This window comes from Spiroplasma poulsonii (assembly GCF_009866525.1).
GTDB lineage: Bacteria > Bacillota_I > Bacilli_A > Mycoplasmatales > Mycoplasmataceae > Spiroplasma > Spiroplasma poulsonii.
The window spans coordinates 1,311,245-1,326,591 of sequence record NZ_CM020866.1; the positions used below are offsets into that span (position 1 = coordinate 1,311,245).

Genomic DNA, 15,347 nt, shown 5'->3' on the forward strand with positions numbered 1-15,347 from the left:
TTGAGTAAAAAAAGATAATACTGGTTTAATTGAATATGATAAATGATTAAGTTATATTCAATCGGCTTGTTATTAGCAGTTATAAATTGATATTTACCAAAAGGAGTTAATGATTTAACTGGGTAGTGCTTCATTTTCACAAGGTGGTGTAGCATATTCACAAACTAATGACCAGAAGCAAATGAAAATATTACTCGTGATGTTAAAAATGCTTTAAAATTAGCAGGTGAAATAATTGATATTATATCTAGTAAAAACGGTATCTAGACCGTATAATTATCATTTAGGAAACTATTCTCATCCATGAGAAGAAGAATATAAATATATTACTAAAAAAACATTTTATCCAACATTATTATTTTGATTAAAAGAGCGATTGCAAACAGATGGTTCAATAAATATTACTTATCCAATTATTAATGATTTTTCTAAAATTGATTATAATGAAATATATTAAATTAATAGTTCCATTTGATAATAACACGATTTATTATGAAGATAATGTCTGAAAAGCAAAACAAAGTGGTGATATTCCATCATATGGTATTAAAGATAGTGATTTAAATAAAGCTTATATTGATAAGCAAGATGATAAATATATTGTAAAAAACATCACAAGATATTATTCTTAAACAAGATAAATTAGTAAGTGGGGAAAATATTAAAACTATTAATGGTAATTCATTATTAGGTAATGGTGATATTTCTATTAGTGTTGGTAATGATTGAGAATTTGTAGATACTAGTGATTTTAAACCAGCAACTGAATATCAAATTAAAGATTTTGATAGTTCTAAATTTAAATATAAAATATGATGTCAATTTTCAATTTTACCATATATGTTTGTAGAAACTTTTAAAGATTTTGATATTGGTTGTGGAATTGTTTGGTATATTGACACAAATGGTCTTATTAGTTCTTATGATAATGTAAATATAGTTAATTTAAAAATTGAAAGAAAATTGGTGAGTTAATTATGAAGCAAGATAAAACAACTTGATTAAAGGGGGCGTTACCTTGAAATTGATTTAAAAAAGACCCTATTCCAACTTATAATTGAACTCATAAAGATATTAGAGAATGAGAAAGAAAATATAAAATTCGTAGTTGAGTAGTTAGTTTTTATACATTGATATTTTTAGCATTAAATTGTTGGTTAGAATATGGAATGATTAATGCAATTAAAGATGATATTAATTGATATAATTATGGTCAATATTGAGGTAATGGCATTGCTATTTTATTAACACCTTTATTTACGTATGGAATTCAGGGCATATTTGTTGCTAGTAGTAAACCAAAAGTAGATATGAAAATTGATATACCAAGATTAAAAATATCTAAAATGGGATTAGTATTTACAATATTACCTTTAATTACTTTAATAATTTCTTTAATTATCATTTGAATTGATAAATCAAAATGAAAAAAAGACCATTTAAGACATTGTTTAGATTGTCGGATTAATCCGCGTGTTATTCAACCAAGATTAGCAAAACAATGAAATAATTTAGATGGCATAACAGAAGAAATATTTAAAAATATACAAAATGAAAATATTAAAAAACAAAAACAAGAAGAAAATAACAAAGAATTAAATTTAAAATAGACTATATATAGGGGCGGTTGATATTTTTGGGTGGTTATATAGTTTAATTTATAAATTATTTTGTTCTGAAAGGATAGATGGCCACTGTTTGAGTAAGAATAAGAAAGGAATTAAATAAAATGAATGAAACATTAATGATTGCTTTACTTGTGTTAGCGGGTGCGGGTGGAATGGGTAGTCTTGGTATTCTAGGATTATCTGCTAAAAAAATTAAAAAATATAAAGCAGAAATCAGAGAATTAAGAACTGCTGTTATTGCCCACGAAAAACATTTACGAGGACCTGATTATGCAACAGAATTAGCATTAAAAACAGGTCAAATTAAAAATGTTAAAAAACAAGTTAAAGTTAATGATAAAAAACAAGCACAAAAAGATGCCATTAGACAATTAACAAATAATATTTAAAAAAATAACCTTAATTGGTTATTTTTTATTTTTCTTTATTGTGTGTTATATAAAAGTTTATAAGATATTCAATTCGTTGCGAATAAGTATTAAAATTTAATTCATTTCAAACTTGTTCTTCATTTTCATTTAAGTAAACATTTATATTCCGAATTTTACAAGAATAATATTTTCCTGTTTTTTGATTATATGAATGTTTCATAAATTAACTTTCATAATTAGCAATAATAATTGCATCTCGTAAATGATTACTTATTTTTTCATTATTATATTTTCAACTTTTACCATATTGATAAGTTAAATTAACATCTTTTTCATATTTTCATATATAACCATCATTATATTTACTTAAATTTTCCATATTTTTAACAACTGATTTTGTATGTTTTGGTGAAATAGTAGCAATATATCCTTGCGTTTCTAATGAACCTAATAATTTCAATAAATCATCTCTATCTTTTGAGCCATTGGCATTTGTATATAAACAATTTTCTATAAAAATTAAATATTCTAGTTTATGATTATTTGATAATATTTTCCCAAATAGTTTTTCATTTTTCAAATAATTTATAATAAATTCATAATGTTCTTTTCAGCCTTTATTTGTAAATTCTTGTTTATCTATTAATTTATTATTTTTATAAACAACAATAGCCGTAGTACCAGTTCCTGATGGGTCAATACCTATTTTTATCAATTGGCTCATTCTTCATCATTGTTATTATTAACTACTGGTACTACATTTGATATATCTTCTTCTTTAACTACATTATCGTTTATGTACACTATTTCATCATTAGGTGGGGTATTATAATTTAAATTTATATTATTTGATAAAGTTTCATCGTTAATATGCCCATTATTTTGGATGAAAGTAGCATCATTATCAATATAAATCTTTTCATCATTAGTTGTAATAACTGCTTGATCTGATTTATATGCTTGTTGTAATTCAACTGACATAATACCTCATTTTCTTAATAATGATGTTAATACTGTTTTAAGGGCCATTTCATCAAAACTAGCAATATAAAATGATTTATTTTTAGCATAAGTTTTAGAATATTTCATAAAATGATTTTCCATTTGCTCTTTTGTCATATATAAAGTTTTTTCAAAACCATTAACCATTTTAAAATATGCTACATAACCTATAATTGATAATTTTTCTCGTTCATCTTCATTTTGATTTCAATTAAAAGCAGTACCTTTTAAACGATCATAATTTATTAATTCATTTGCTCTAACATCTGATACTGACATATCTAAATATTGGCCACTTCTTTGGGCTAATTGAATATAACCTTTATAACCCATTTGAAATTGGGCTTGATTAATTCATTCTTGGATTTCACGACCATTAATAATTCTTGTTATTTTTGTATTATATGGTACTACATAAGCATAACCGAATTGTTTTTCCATTGGTAAATTTAATAAAACACCTTGATAACAAGCAGTCATAATTGTTTTTGGATCTGCTTTTTGTAATAATTCATTACTATTTGATATTGCAATTATATTACTTTTAAATCTTGCAATTTCATTTTCATTAGAAAATTTACTTTTTATTCAATCAGTTACCTTATCTGTTCTTAAAAATTCTACAATATTTGTCATGTTATTTTTCTCCTTTATTTATTTTAAAATTAATACCTTTAACCCCAATTAAATTAATATCTTTATTACTATCTCATTGATCTTTAATTTCATTTTTAACAATTTGTTCATCAACAGTTAAATAATTTTTAATAAGATTAATAAGTTCTAATTTATCAGCATTTTGTAAAAAATCATCATTAATACCAATAACCTCAATATCTTTAATTAATAATTTTTCTTTCCGAAAATTACTAGTAATAATTTTTAATTCTTGTTCTTGTTTTGCTATACTTTTAATTTCTAAAAATTGCTCTTTTTTATGAGTTTCAATAATTTTATTTTGTTTTTGAAATTGAATATTAATGACACTATTTTTTAAAGAATCATGATTATTCTTAATATTATTTTCTAAATTTAAAATATCTTTTCTAATAAAATTTAATTCATCTTTAAAAGATTTTATTATTTCTAATGGTTCTCTAAAAATATAATCAATTTTTGAAACTACTAATTTTAAATCTTTTAGTGATTGTGATTTATATTCTCCATTTATTAATCAAGCTTGTTGTCGATATATAAATTCTGCTAATTCTTGTCCATTTTCATCAATTCACTTTTTAATTGTTAATGCTTTTAAGCTTAATTCTTTAAAATTATTTCCTTTTAAATAAAACGGATAAGTAATATTTTTAACTTCATTATTTAATTTTAAATCTTCCATAATTAAATTTCCTCTAATTCCATTTCATTAATTAAATTATCAATATATTCATAAGCACTTTCTTCTGAATAACATTCATCTAATGCTAAATTAAATAAATCTTCTTCTGTATAAACATAACCATTTTCATCTTTTCACATAATTATTTATCTCCTTGTCATTTAATATTGCTATCTTCTAAATCAATAATAGTTGTTAATCAATGATTTTCATTTTCAACATTAGCAGTAATCCTCGCTTCTTCTAATGTATAAAAAAAATCTGTTTTAAAAATAGTTGTTTTATCAAACAAATTATTATATTTCATTATTAATACGTATCTTTTATTCATAATTTAATTCCTCCTAATTTTGTTTCCCCAATGCTCAATGTTCATCAGTCATATCTTAAAATGATACTGAATAACTTTTAAACATTAATTCTTGTAATTTGTTTTCTTGATTGCATTTTGAGCAATATCCTCAATATTTTTGTTTAAGACAAATTTTATTTAAATTTTTCATATTTACCTCCTAAATTATTTTTCCTATTTTTTAACTCGCTGGCACTCACTACCAAGTGAAAGTGCCAAAGCGAGAATTAGTTATATAAGTATTGTATTTATCTATTTTATTTACTACGCCATCCGCTTCGCTGTGGGTGAGCGGTGGCGGTATGTTGTTAGTTAAATAATCGACAGTTGTTTTTTGTTTTTGTAGCCAGAGAGTTTTCTCTCTCTTCACCCGCACCATTTCAGGTCAAAGCGTTCAGTTTTTAAAATAAATCTACTTGCACCTTGAAGAGCCTAATGCTGACTTTGTGGTTTTTAAACCGCTGTCACTTCTAAGAAGTAATATCTATCGCAAATTTATTTATAAAGTGACCATCTCTTTTGTTTATTGTGGTTCGATGTTGACCGCGCACTTATCACCACTATCGCTTGTTAAAGCGTCTATTATTTCCGGACTGATTACCGCTGTGCTAGACCGCCTCCTGTGGAATAAAAACACTTAGTTATTTAAAATAACCGTTCCACTCTGCATTAAGTTGTTTTATAAAATCAAAGTTTTAAAAAACCAGTTTTATAATCAAAGATAATTTTTGAATTTTCTAAACGTTTATAAAACCACTCTTGGTTTTTATCTTTTGTATGATTTAATAAATTTTTATGTTTTTCACAAGTTCATAAAACTTTATTTGATAAAAATTCTTTGGTAATGAATGATATTGATTTATAGCAATCAATAACATCACATATTTTTTGTTGTTTATTAATTTCCATTACTTACTCCTTCTTTTATTAAGTTTTTTTATTTATTAACAAACTAATTAACTGAAACAAAGAAAAGACAACACCTTAAATTAGGAGAAAAAACAGGTACACTTTGTAAAAATTTCTAAGATATTTATAAATGTGTAAACAACTTAAAGAGGGTATCAGAAAGTTGTGTAAAAAGTTTCTATTTTAAGAATTTAAGATGCTGTCCTTTCTCTGAATCAATTAATAATTTTGGTTTTACAAATAAAAAAACCATTTTAGTAAATGGTTTAATTTATTATTCTTATTCAATTTCCGAGTTTTTTTCCAAAACCCCAATATTTTTTATACGACCAAATTTTTACTAAAAAACAATTTAAAATGTTATTTTTTGCTAAAAAAGTTAGCAAAATGAAATTTATTGCTAACTTTAAGAACTTTTAACTATTATTGTCCAAAAACTACGGTTTCAATAACTTTTGCAATCCCATCATGGTCATTATCATCAGCCACTAAATCAGCGATTGCTTTTACATCATCGGGAGCATTCCCCATTGCCACGCCAATTCCAGCTCACTGTAACATCGCAACATCATTATGTTCATTCCCGAAAGCCATCACATTCTTTGCTGTTAAGTGATATTTTTGACAAATTTTAGCAATGCCAGTCGCTTTATTAATATTACAACTAGTAATTTCTAACGCTGAGCGATCACCACGAATTTCTTGTGAAATTTCAATTTTATCCTTTCATTTTGCAACCAACCGATTAATATCGGAAGTATAACTACTAATATAAATTTTATTAACATTAACATTGAAATTATTTGTATATAAACATACTGTTACTTCATCTTGTTCTTCGCTAAAAGATGATAAATAATGTTTTGTCATTTTATCTTCAAATCCTTTGCAATGTAATAACATTTTATTAAACGAAGAATGATCAGCATCAAACATAATTAATGTGTCTAAATCAAATGCCAAGACATCAACATAAAGTTCTCGTAGTAATTGTTGATCAAAATAATCACAAAATAAAATTTCTTCAGTGGCATTATTTGCAACAACTGAACCATTTAAACTAACAGTAAAATCATTAATATCCGTTAATCCTAAATTTGTTACAATATGTTTTGTTTGATATAATGGTCGTCCGGTCGCAATTACTAACTTAATATCTTTTGTTGCCAGCCCTTTTAAAACTTCTAATGTATGCGGGGACATTTCGCCAGTTGAATTTAAAGCTGTTCCATCTAAATCAACAGCAATTAACTTAATTTCTGTCATTATCATTATTCTCCTATATAAAATAATTTTAATCTATTTTCTAGTACTTGTAAAAGATATTGTTAAAATTAAAATAATTATTTCTTAGTTTTACCTCTACTAAGTTGTTCTAATCAAAAAAGGAAGCTTGAAACCCTTTTCTAGATAAAATTTTTAGTTTATAATTGAATCGTAAAGCACCACGCTTTCATTTGAATTAACGGTAAACATTTAGGAGCGTTTTGAAAAGGGAATTGAGTTAATATTCTCAAGCTGTCCCAGCAACTGTAATGATGATGAACATGAACATTGTATTTACTCACTGAAAAACTTTTTTGGGAAGAGACAATTAGTAAAATGATTCTAAGCCAGTAGACCTGCCGTTAACTCTTGGTAAAAAAATATCCCTGGGATTGTGATATTTGTGAGTAAATAATTTATTATCATTAAATAATAGTTTGCCTCTCATAAATATATTAATGTTTTCCTCAAGAATGGGTTTTTATTACCACTATTTTTGAAAGGAATTATTAAAAATGAAAAACTTTTCATGAAAAAAATATTTACGTTATCTTCCGTTAGCATTAATTCTTTTAACAGCAATTGTTTTAAACCTATATTATATTCCAAAATACTACTGGAATGGCAAGGGTTTTTTGGACAAATTTTATGTAGAGTAAAGATTTTTATATTCAATTGGTGTTAAATAATTTAATTTGCTGTGAATTCGTACATTATTGTATCAATTAACATAGTCAAATAATTCTAATTTAAATTGTTCAATATTTTTAAATTTTCTGTTTTTAATTAATTCTGTTTTTAAAATTTTATAGGTTGATTCAGAAACAGCATTATCATAAGGACAGCCTGGTTTACTATAAGATTTTGCAACATTGTTTTTAGCTAAAAGATTGTAAATGATATTGTTATTAAATTCGCTGCCTTGATCAGTATGAAATATTTTAATATTATCTAAAGAAAAACTAAGCTTTTTAAAAGTATTTTCAACTAATTTGGCATCTTTATGAGAACTAACATCATAACCAATAACTTCACGATTAAATAAATCAATTAGAAAGCACACATAATATCATTTGCTATTGATAGCAACTTGTGTTAAATCACTGACAACAACTTCATGTAGTTTATAATTATTAAATTCTTGATTTAACAAATTATGATATTTGTATATAGCGTTTTTGTTACTTTGATGTTTATATTTAAGTTTTGTATAATTGGAAATTAAGTTATATCTTTGCATTATTTTACTAATTTTTATTCGTGATAATAAAATATTTTGTTGTGCTAACATAACTTTAATTTTTCTTGTGCCATAATTTTTACGACTTTTTAAGAAAATACTGATAACAGCATTATCAATAGTATGGTTTGATTTAGGATTATTTGATTTCAATTGATAATAAAACGTTGATCTAGGAACTTTTAGTGTTTTGCATAAATTAGTAATTGCATATTTTTCTTTGTTGTTTTTAATAATTACTATTTTTTGCCTATTATCAGTGTGGCTTGCTTTAAAATATCATTTTCCATTCGTAATTGTTTAATTTCTTTTCTTAGATGAATTAGTTCATTTTATTCTGGGCTTCGATTATCTTTTGCTTTAAATGAACCAGAATTATTGAATTCATAAATTCATTTTCAAACTGTTGATTTACCGACCTGATAGTCACTGGACAATTGTTTTGCTGTTTTACCTGTTTTATAAAGACTAACAATTTGTTGTTTAAATTCATCGGTATAATGATTCTTTGCCATAATTACACCTCCATTTATTAATTTAATTATAATCCTTACTCCACATTATTGTTGTCCAATTTATCTTAACCCATCCATGATATTAATTCAAAATAATATGGAGCAATTAATTTAACATCATCATTATAACCTTTATTAATGGCATATTTGCTATACGTATAATTTGAAAGCATATAAATAATTTGTTTAAATCTTTTAACAGATTGATCATTAGACTTCTTGCATTACTTGTTAAAAAATTGCAAATATTTGTAAAAAAGATACTAATAGAAAAATATAATTTTAATTAATTATGTTTTTTATTTAAAAATTTAATATTTTTCCACAACGAAAAATTAATTTATTATTTAAATTATTTAATTTTAAATAAATATTTTATGTTAAATATAATAATTGTAAATTATAAATTGAGGCAATTAAATTAAATCTTAAACCAAATCTTTTTCTTCGATTACGATATTTTTCTGTAATAATTTTAAATTTTTTAAGAATAGCAAAAATATTTTCAATAATAATTCTCATTTTTGAAACTAGTCTATTATATTGCTTTTGTTCTTTGTTTAAAGGGTTTTTCTTTGTTTTCTTTGTAGGTATTAGAACATTATTGTGATTTTTTTGTATTCCTTGATAACCACTATCAACTATTAATTTGGTATTTTTTAAAATTGGGATTTTTGATTCTTTAAATAAAGCATAATCATGTTTTTTTCCGAGCGAAAAACTTGTTGCAATAATTTTTTTGGTTTCTTGTTCGATAATTACTTGTGTTTTGATCGTGTGTTTTTTCTTTTTACCAGAATAAGATTGTTTTTGTCTTTTTTTGGGCGTTGGATTGGAGTTTCGGTAGCATCAATAATAATAGTTTTATCATTAAAATAATCATTTATTAGTGCTTTTTTACCAGCAAGTTGTTGAAAATCAGAGTTTTTAATTAAAATATCTTCAATTCACTTAATATTACGATAACAATTAGCCTCACTAATATCAAAACTTTTACCAAGATGAAAATAAGTCTGATATTCTCGTCAATATAATAAAGTCATCAATAATCTATTTTCTAATGATAATTTATTAGTTTTACCACCTTTTTTAAATTTTTCTATTTCAGCAACTTTTAAAATATCTAACATTTTATTAAAAGTGGATTTTTTTATTCCTGTTAATCTTAACCATTCTCTATCATTAAGAGTATTAAATTTATTATTGTTCATATTTTTATGTCCTCATAAATTATATTTTATAATAATATTTTAATAAAAAAGGGTATCGCAAGAAGTCTATTAATAGATGTAGAATTATCTAATTTTCAGTTTTCAAATAAACCATCAATAACATCTTCGGGTTTTTGTCCTTCAAATTTTTGACGTAGTTCAGCTGCTTTATTGTTAGGATTACCTTTTTCATCGTATTTTGCCCCTTGAAATTTTCTATCATAATTATAACGATATGTTAAATAATTTAATAAAACTTTTTCTAAACCATTCTTATTTACTAAATCTAAAATATCTTTACCTTGAATATAGTTTTGGGCGATACTTCATGGTAAAAAACTTTCGGTAAATCAATACTGAAATATTCGTACATTAGGACTAGTTTCAATTGGCATTGATAATAATGGAACTAAACTAGCATTTTCAATATTTGATGATGGATAAGAATAAACACCATTGACATTACCTCAACACTTAATATTTCCAAACAACATTGATTTAGGGTACTTAATTTTAATCCCAGTAAAAACAGTATTCTCGGGCAATGATTTTTGTAAAACTAAGTGAATACTATTCTGATTTTTTCATTTAAAATCAGTCACTTTAACTAAATGAGTAGATTTAATAATGTTAACTTCATCTGGTGAATAAGGGCGTTTGTATTCTTCAATGATATAGCATTCATTTTTATTGTCTTCGGTAATTGGTTCATTAATAGATACTACTTTTAAGTCGTAAGATTCTAAAAATGTTTTATCTTGTTTTGAAATATCATTAATTAAGATATCTTTTTCATCAATCATCACATAACTTGTACTATTATCTTGGATTGTGGTGTTTTGCTGAATTTGTAATTTAAAATTAAAGTCACTAATTTCATAACCAATAATTTTAATATATTCATCTTTGTCAATAAAACCGATTTTAACGCTATTTTGAGAGTAGTTTAAGGTAGGTTTTTGTTTTGTCTTAACAAGATTATTAATTTTATAAATATATAAGGTTCTGGCACGGTCTTCTGTAAATAATTGTTCTAAGTCAGGGTCGATATATTGTGATTGATTAGCAAAATCTAGCGGAATACTATCAATTGAATAATCAATTGGTTCATCATTTTCTGATAATTGTGCTAACATTTTTTCTGATGGTTTTAACATTATTCTTGTTATCCTTCTCCATTAGGTATATTGATAATAGTTTCGTTATTTTTTAGTTGTCTGTTTAAAGTAGCATTTACTGGTAAACGAATATCAACAATTAACTCGTCAATATTTTTAATATTGAATGTTCTACCGTTTAAAATCGCATTATCATATTTAATTAACTTAATAATAAATTCAGTTAATTTAATTTCTCTAATATATATCATTTGTTCATATGATGCGTTTGTTTGAATATTTACTCCCGCAACTTCTGCTTGAGTTTGTTGGGCTCCTTTAGCGATTGCGGGAACATGATGGCGATTTATTTTATAGTAATTAGTTAATAATCAATCATATATTTTGGTTAATTGTTCACCTTTAAAATTACCAGCAATATAGTCTACTGGTTGAAAATTACTATCAGGGTCTCCTTCAACTAATAACAAGTCATTTTCAATAAATGAAGCTAACATTTTGCTAATTTCTTGGTCAACTACACCAGTAACTCCATTAGTATTAATGGTAAATTTACCACTATTTAATAATGGGTCTAACATTATCTTTTCAGCAATAATATCTAAAATACTAGCGAATTGTTTGCCATAACGAGCAGAAGGTTCAAAATTAGGGTTGTTAGGAATAATTTCAATTGGAATAAAATTAAGTGGTAATATTTCTTTTCTTTGTAATGTTGTATAGTTATTTCATTTTACATCATCAATATATAAATCGGTAATAGTACTGTATAATCGTGTTTTTAACTTTCTAATAACTTTTACTTTTTTAGTTATATAATCAATTTCTAATTTTTCAGTAATAAAAACACTCTGGTCATTTTTAATATAAGGATCATAATCAAAAGTACAAGATACTAAATTACCCAATTCGTCATATTGGTCATTGTAAAAATCAATCGTAATAAAATTAAGTTTTGAATTATTAGCAAAAATAAAGTATGCACCTTTACCATTTTTATTAATTTTATATTCGTTATATCAATTCTTATTAGTAAAGTCTTGCATTTTTAAAAAGTTATTAATTAATTTAGTATCTAATTGTTGATTAGTAAGTGGATTATAAATGCTAATTTCTAAATCTCGTGGATTTAAAAAATTAGCATTATCTTCACAAATTCTTTTTTCTAAAATTTCATTATGTTTTTGAACAGTAACATTTTTACGATTAGTAATCGTTGATGCTAAATTAAGATAATAACTATCAATATCATAATCTTTTTTTATTTTCTTTTTTGCTGGTAACAATCCCATTTATAACACCCCTTTATTTTGTATCTTCTTTTTTAATTACATATTCAATACTATCTTGTTTTTGTTGTTTGTTATGAGTTTTGATAAATCTAATAGTTTCAATAATTAAAACAATAACCCCAAAACCATTAAGCATTGCACCAATAATTACATATGCAGGTCAACCAATTCCTAATTTAGTAGGTCCTATAAAACAAATAATAATTCCTGCAATAAAAAACAATGATGAAACTCCAAAGATTTTCAAAAACATAATTACATCTTTAATTTCTACTTTTGGCATAAAAACATTTCCTTCCTATATGGGCGTTCCTTCACCCTGATATTCATAAACACTACCTTCAAAATCAATTCTCATATTATTATTTTCATCTCAAAAATATATTTTTTGATCACCATTACTAAAATAAACTCAGTAATTAAATCATTTTGAAGAATTCGGATTATAAAATTGAAAATTATTAATTTTAAAAGTAATTTGACCACTAGATATTTTAAACAAAGACTTAGGTCCAGTATAAATTTGTCAATCAGTAATTTTAACAGTAGGATAAATAGAATAAAACTTTAATATACTTAACGAAATATTATTATCAATTTTTTTACATAAGGAATTGTTATCATATGTAGTGACATTATATACTGATTTTGCAGTTGGTACTTCTTCGTTTGTTGATTTATCATTAATAGTTTTTGTAATTGGTACTTGAATATTATTTTGTACTTCTCTGACTATTTTTGTAAATCTTGGTATATCTTCTGGTTTTGGGTCATTATGAAAACTTAAATCACCATATACATATACATCTTTAGAACTAACATATCTATTACAATTTATATAATCAATATCTAAATTAGAATTTTGTGTTAATTTATCTTGTTTTTTATTAAAGTTTTCTTTTGTTTCATTTGATAAATTATCAATTTTTTTATCTAATTTGTCATCGGTTTCTATTCTTTCAGTTTTTTCTTTTTCTAATAAAGCATCAACTTCTAACTGAGTATAATATGCTTCTAAATCTATCATAGTTAAATCAATACCTTCTTCTTGAAAAGTACGAAACATTTTCTTTAAAGTTGTTAAATTAGCCAATGATTTTGCATAGGTAGGCAATAGACCTTGTCATGTTGCCATAGGGTCGTTTTGTGAAGAATAATTAATATCACCAACACTCATATTTGCCGAAGTAAAAAACTCAATTGGAATACGGTTAAATGTTCAATGTTCAATAGTAATAAACACCATATTAATACAAATTTTCTTTAATAATGGGTCTTTAAATGTTTCAAACTTTAATTTTGAAAATGGATAATTCAAATAGGAATTAATCATATTTTGGGCTCTTAAAGCAAATGTTTTAAATCATAATTCTACATCACCTTTAAAGAACTTATTATAACGAACTGGAACTTGTGTAATTTTACCTGTCATTGGATTAAAATTATTATAATTTTCCAAAGTAACATTTTGTCATAATTCATTTAACATTTAATCATCTCCTTATCATTTACTTTTTTTAGAATATATTTTCTTTAATATAAATTTTTTACTATTTAGTAATGTTTTTGTTTTAATTGTTTTGTTTAAATCTTGTTTTGTTCTGAGTTGTTTATATGTTTGAAATACTAGTCCATTACCCAATAAACTAGTAATTGCACTATCTTCTAGCGTATTTAAAAATTTATCTTTATTAAAGTTATTTTTAAATTGTTCTTGCATTTTTAATATCTTAGCAATTGTCCGATATATTTTAAAACTATCTTTTACTACTTGCTGATAAGCAAGTGGGGCAAAAGAAACTAAATTAAACAAACTTGTTTTTTTAAATCCCCAACCAATAAACCACTCACTGTTCATATAGAATTTAAACGGTTCAGAAGCCAAAACAAACTGTTCTGCTTTGATTAAAGTTGTCATAACGACAATAGGGGCATATTGCGTATTTTTATAATATATTGTTAAAGCAACTTCGCCCGTAACTGATAATGGAACAATTTTTACTGCTAAAAAAACATCAGAACCATAGGCAAAAGGTAATAATTGGCCTTTTTTAATAGCCTTAGTTTCAAATTTAGATAATATTTTTTTAGTTTTATCAGTAATTTTACTAATTACTTTTTGTTTAATAGTAATTATTTGTTTTTCAATTGGGGCTAATAATTTTTTAGTTACTTTTTGAATATAAAAATTTGGATTTAAATAATTTAAGGTTTTATTTAATTTAATTGGTGTTTGATGTAAAAGATTTAATAATTTATTATTATATATTTTACTACCACGCATTAAATTAGCATTTAATAGTAGGTTTTTACCAACACCTTTTTTATGAAGGTTGGTCATAATGTTATATCACTCATTAGTACTAATTTTGCTTATTTTCTCAATGTTTAATCCATATTCAGACAATCATTTATTAGCGTTTTTTTCATTTATGCGCGGTATTTTTTGAACTAATGTAGGACTTATTTTTTGAATATTTTTCTCAATTTTTAATAAATTATTAATTGTTTCTAAATTAGAAACTTTAAAATCCTTATAAAAATCATTTCGGGCTAATTTTCCAATTGTATATAATAAAGTTTCATTATTAACCTGCTTTGTAAAATCAAATATTAATTTATCAGATAAAATCTTTTTACCTGTAATTTGTTTTACAACATCTTCTAAGTTATTAGCAGTTATTACACCTAATTTTTCAAGTAGTTTAGTTTCTTTTGCTAATTTTAAAATTCTAGTTGTGCGAGCAGAACGCGTTAATTTACCAATTCCACCAATTGCTGGTAACAAATTTAAGGCAGTACTTTTTACTGTCACTTCTGATGTTAATTTATCGTATATTTGATTTACAGCAAAATCGGTTGCTGTTTCTACTCCAAACGAGATAAATGCTGCGGCAAAATTAGATAATCCCGCACCAAGACCAATAGCAGATGCTACACCACCAGTTAAAACTGATAAACCAAGGGCTAAAACTTGAATTCCTAAAAATTCTAATAACTGTAAACCAAAACTTTTTTCTTGTTGTTGGATTGACAATCTAGTTGGATTTTTTTTAACAGCATAAATAAGGGCTGTTTTAGATGTTCCAATTGGCATATCTATT

20 protein-coding genes and 1 riboswitch are annotated in these 15,347 nt (G+C 24.6%); of the genes, 4 read left to right on the forward strand and 16 right to left on the reverse strand.

Annotation, left to right across the window (positions count from 1 at the left end):
- Positions 1–235: 235 nt before the first annotated feature.
- The 4 genes from MSROBK_RS07385 (at position 236) to MSROBK_RS07400 (ending at position 2,017) form a co-directional block, all read left to right on the forward strand.
- The gene (locus MSROBK_RS07385; protein WP_159373238.1) at positions 236–457 is read left to right on the forward strand and encodes a hypothetical protein; all 222 of its coding nucleotides are present in this window, start codon (positions 236–238) and stop codon (positions 455–457) included.
- Entirely contained in the window at positions 444–632 is a 189-nt protein-coding gene (locus MSROBK_RS07390) for a hypothetical protein (protein ID WP_159373239.1), read from the forward strand. Before MSROBK_RS07385 ends, MSROBK_RS07390 begins: the two co-directional genes overlap by 14 nt.
- A 345-nt stretch (positions 633–977) precedes the next feature.
- A complete protein-coding gene (locus MSROBK_RS07395) occupies positions 978–1,610 on the forward strand; it encodes a hypothetical protein (RefSeq protein ID WP_040093812.1) in 633 nt (210 codons plus the stop codon).
- 77 nt (positions 1,611–1,687) lie between these two features.
- Complete coding sequence (locus tag MSROBK_RS07400; RefSeq protein WP_133165051.1) at positions 1,688–2,017, forward strand: hypothetical protein; 330 nt, start codon at positions 1,688–1,690, stop codon at positions 2,015–2,017.
- A 205-nt stretch (positions 2,018–2,222) separates the two neighbouring features.
- Here the strand turns inward: MSROBK_RS07400 and MSROBK_RS07405 are convergent, their stop codons facing one another.
- The 16 genes from MSROBK_RS07405 to MSROBK_RS07480 form a co-directional block, all read right to left on the reverse strand.
- Positions 2,223–2,723 carry a hypothetical protein gene (locus MSROBK_RS07405; RefSeq protein ID WP_133165035.1) on the reverse strand — a complete coding sequence of 167 codons (501 nt, stop codon included), beginning with the start codon at positions 2,721–2,723 and terminating at the stop codon, positions 2,223–2,225.
- Complete coding sequence (locus MSROBK_RS07410) at positions 2,708–3,637, reverse strand: recombinase RecT (RefSeq protein WP_052443498.1); 930 nt, start codon at positions 3,635–3,637, stop codon at positions 2,708–2,710. Before MSROBK_RS07410 ends, MSROBK_RS07405 begins: the two co-directional genes overlap by 16 nt.
- 1 nt (position 3,638) lies before the next feature.
- Entirely contained in the window at positions 3,639–4,340 is a 702-nt protein-coding gene (locus MSROBK_RS07415; protein ID WP_040092600.1) for a hypothetical protein, read from the reverse strand.
- A gap of 2 nt (positions 4,341–4,342) precedes the next feature.
- Entirely contained in the window at positions 4,343–4,480 is a 138-nt protein-coding gene (locus tag MSROBK_RS07420) for a hypothetical protein (protein ID WP_157944213.1), read from the reverse strand.
- Between the two features lie 2 nt (positions 4,481–4,482).
- Positions 4,483–4,671, reverse strand: a complete 189-nt coding sequence (locus MSROBK_RS07425; protein ID WP_133165036.1) for a hypothetical protein — start codon at positions 4,669–4,671, stop codon at positions 4,483–4,485.
- Positions 4,672–5,361: 690 nt separating this feature from the next.
- A complete protein-coding gene (locus tag MSROBK_RS07430) occupies positions 5,362–5,601 on the reverse strand; it encodes a hypothetical protein (RefSeq protein WP_040092486.1) in 240 nt (79 codons plus the stop codon).
- Between the two features lie 423 nt (positions 5,602–6,024).
- Positions 6,025–6,867 carry a Cof-type HAD-IIB family hydrolase gene (locus MSROBK_RS07435; RefSeq protein ID WP_105628962.1) on the reverse strand — a complete coding sequence of 281 codons (843 nt, stop codon included), beginning with the start codon at positions 6,865–6,867 and terminating at the stop codon, positions 6,025–6,027.
- A gap of 183 nt (positions 6,868–7,050) precedes the next feature.
- Positions 7,051–7,245, forward strand: a riboswitch (cobalamin riboswitch).
- Between the two features lie 268 nt (positions 7,246–7,513).
- Complete coding sequence (locus tag MSROBK_RS07445) at positions 7,514–8,404, reverse strand: IS3 family transposase (RefSeq protein WP_206780832.1); 891 nt, start codon at positions 8,402–8,404, stop codon at positions 7,514–7,516.
- A gap of 35 nt (positions 8,405–8,439) precedes the next feature.
- Positions 8,440–8,622, reverse strand: coding sequence for a helix-turn-helix domain-containing protein (locus MSROBK_RS07450; RefSeq protein ID WP_105628963.1), 183 nt, complete (start codon positions 8,620–8,622; stop codon positions 8,440–8,442).
- A 375-nt stretch (positions 8,623–8,997) separates the two neighbouring features.
- Positions 8,998–9,396 carry a transposase family protein gene (locus tag MSROBK_RS13970; protein ID WP_242441474.1) on the reverse strand — a complete coding sequence of 133 codons (399 nt, stop codon included), beginning with the start codon at positions 9,394–9,396 and terminating at the stop codon, positions 8,998–9,000.
- Entirely contained in the window at positions 9,381–9,833 is a 453-nt protein-coding gene (locus MSROBK_RS13975) for an IS5 family transposase (RefSeq protein WP_040092446.1), read from the reverse strand. Before MSROBK_RS13975 ends, MSROBK_RS13970 begins: the two co-directional genes overlap by 16 nt.
- Positions 9,834–9,859: 26 nt before the next feature.
- Complete coding sequence (locus MSROBK_RS07460; protein ID WP_105628964.1) at positions 9,860–10,990, reverse strand: hypothetical protein; 1,131 nt, start codon at positions 10,988–10,990, stop codon at positions 9,860–9,862.
- 8 nt (positions 10,991–10,998) lie between these two features.
- The gene (locus MSROBK_RS07465; RefSeq protein ID WP_105628965.1) at positions 10,999–12,243 is read right to left on the reverse strand and encodes a hypothetical protein; all 1,245 of its coding nucleotides are present in this window, start codon (positions 12,241–12,243) and stop codon (positions 10,999–11,001) included.
- Positions 12,244–12,256: 13 nt separating this feature from the next.
- A complete protein-coding gene (locus MSROBK_RS07470; protein ID WP_105628966.1) occupies positions 12,257–12,526 on the reverse strand; it encodes a hypothetical protein in 270 nt (89 codons plus the stop codon).
- A 15-nt stretch (positions 12,527–12,541) separates the two neighbouring features.
- Positions 12,542–13,732, reverse strand: coding sequence for a hypothetical protein (locus MSROBK_RS07475; RefSeq protein WP_105628967.1), 1,191 nt, complete (start codon positions 13,730–13,732; stop codon positions 12,542–12,544).
- Between the two features lie 12 nt (positions 13,733–13,744).
- The gene (locus tag MSROBK_RS07480; RefSeq protein ID WP_105628968.1) at positions 13,745–15,340 is read right to left on the reverse strand and encodes a hypothetical protein; all 1,596 of its coding nucleotides are present in this window, start codon (positions 15,338–15,340) and stop codon (positions 13,745–13,747) included.
- Positions 15,341–15,347 lie beyond the last annotated feature (7 nt).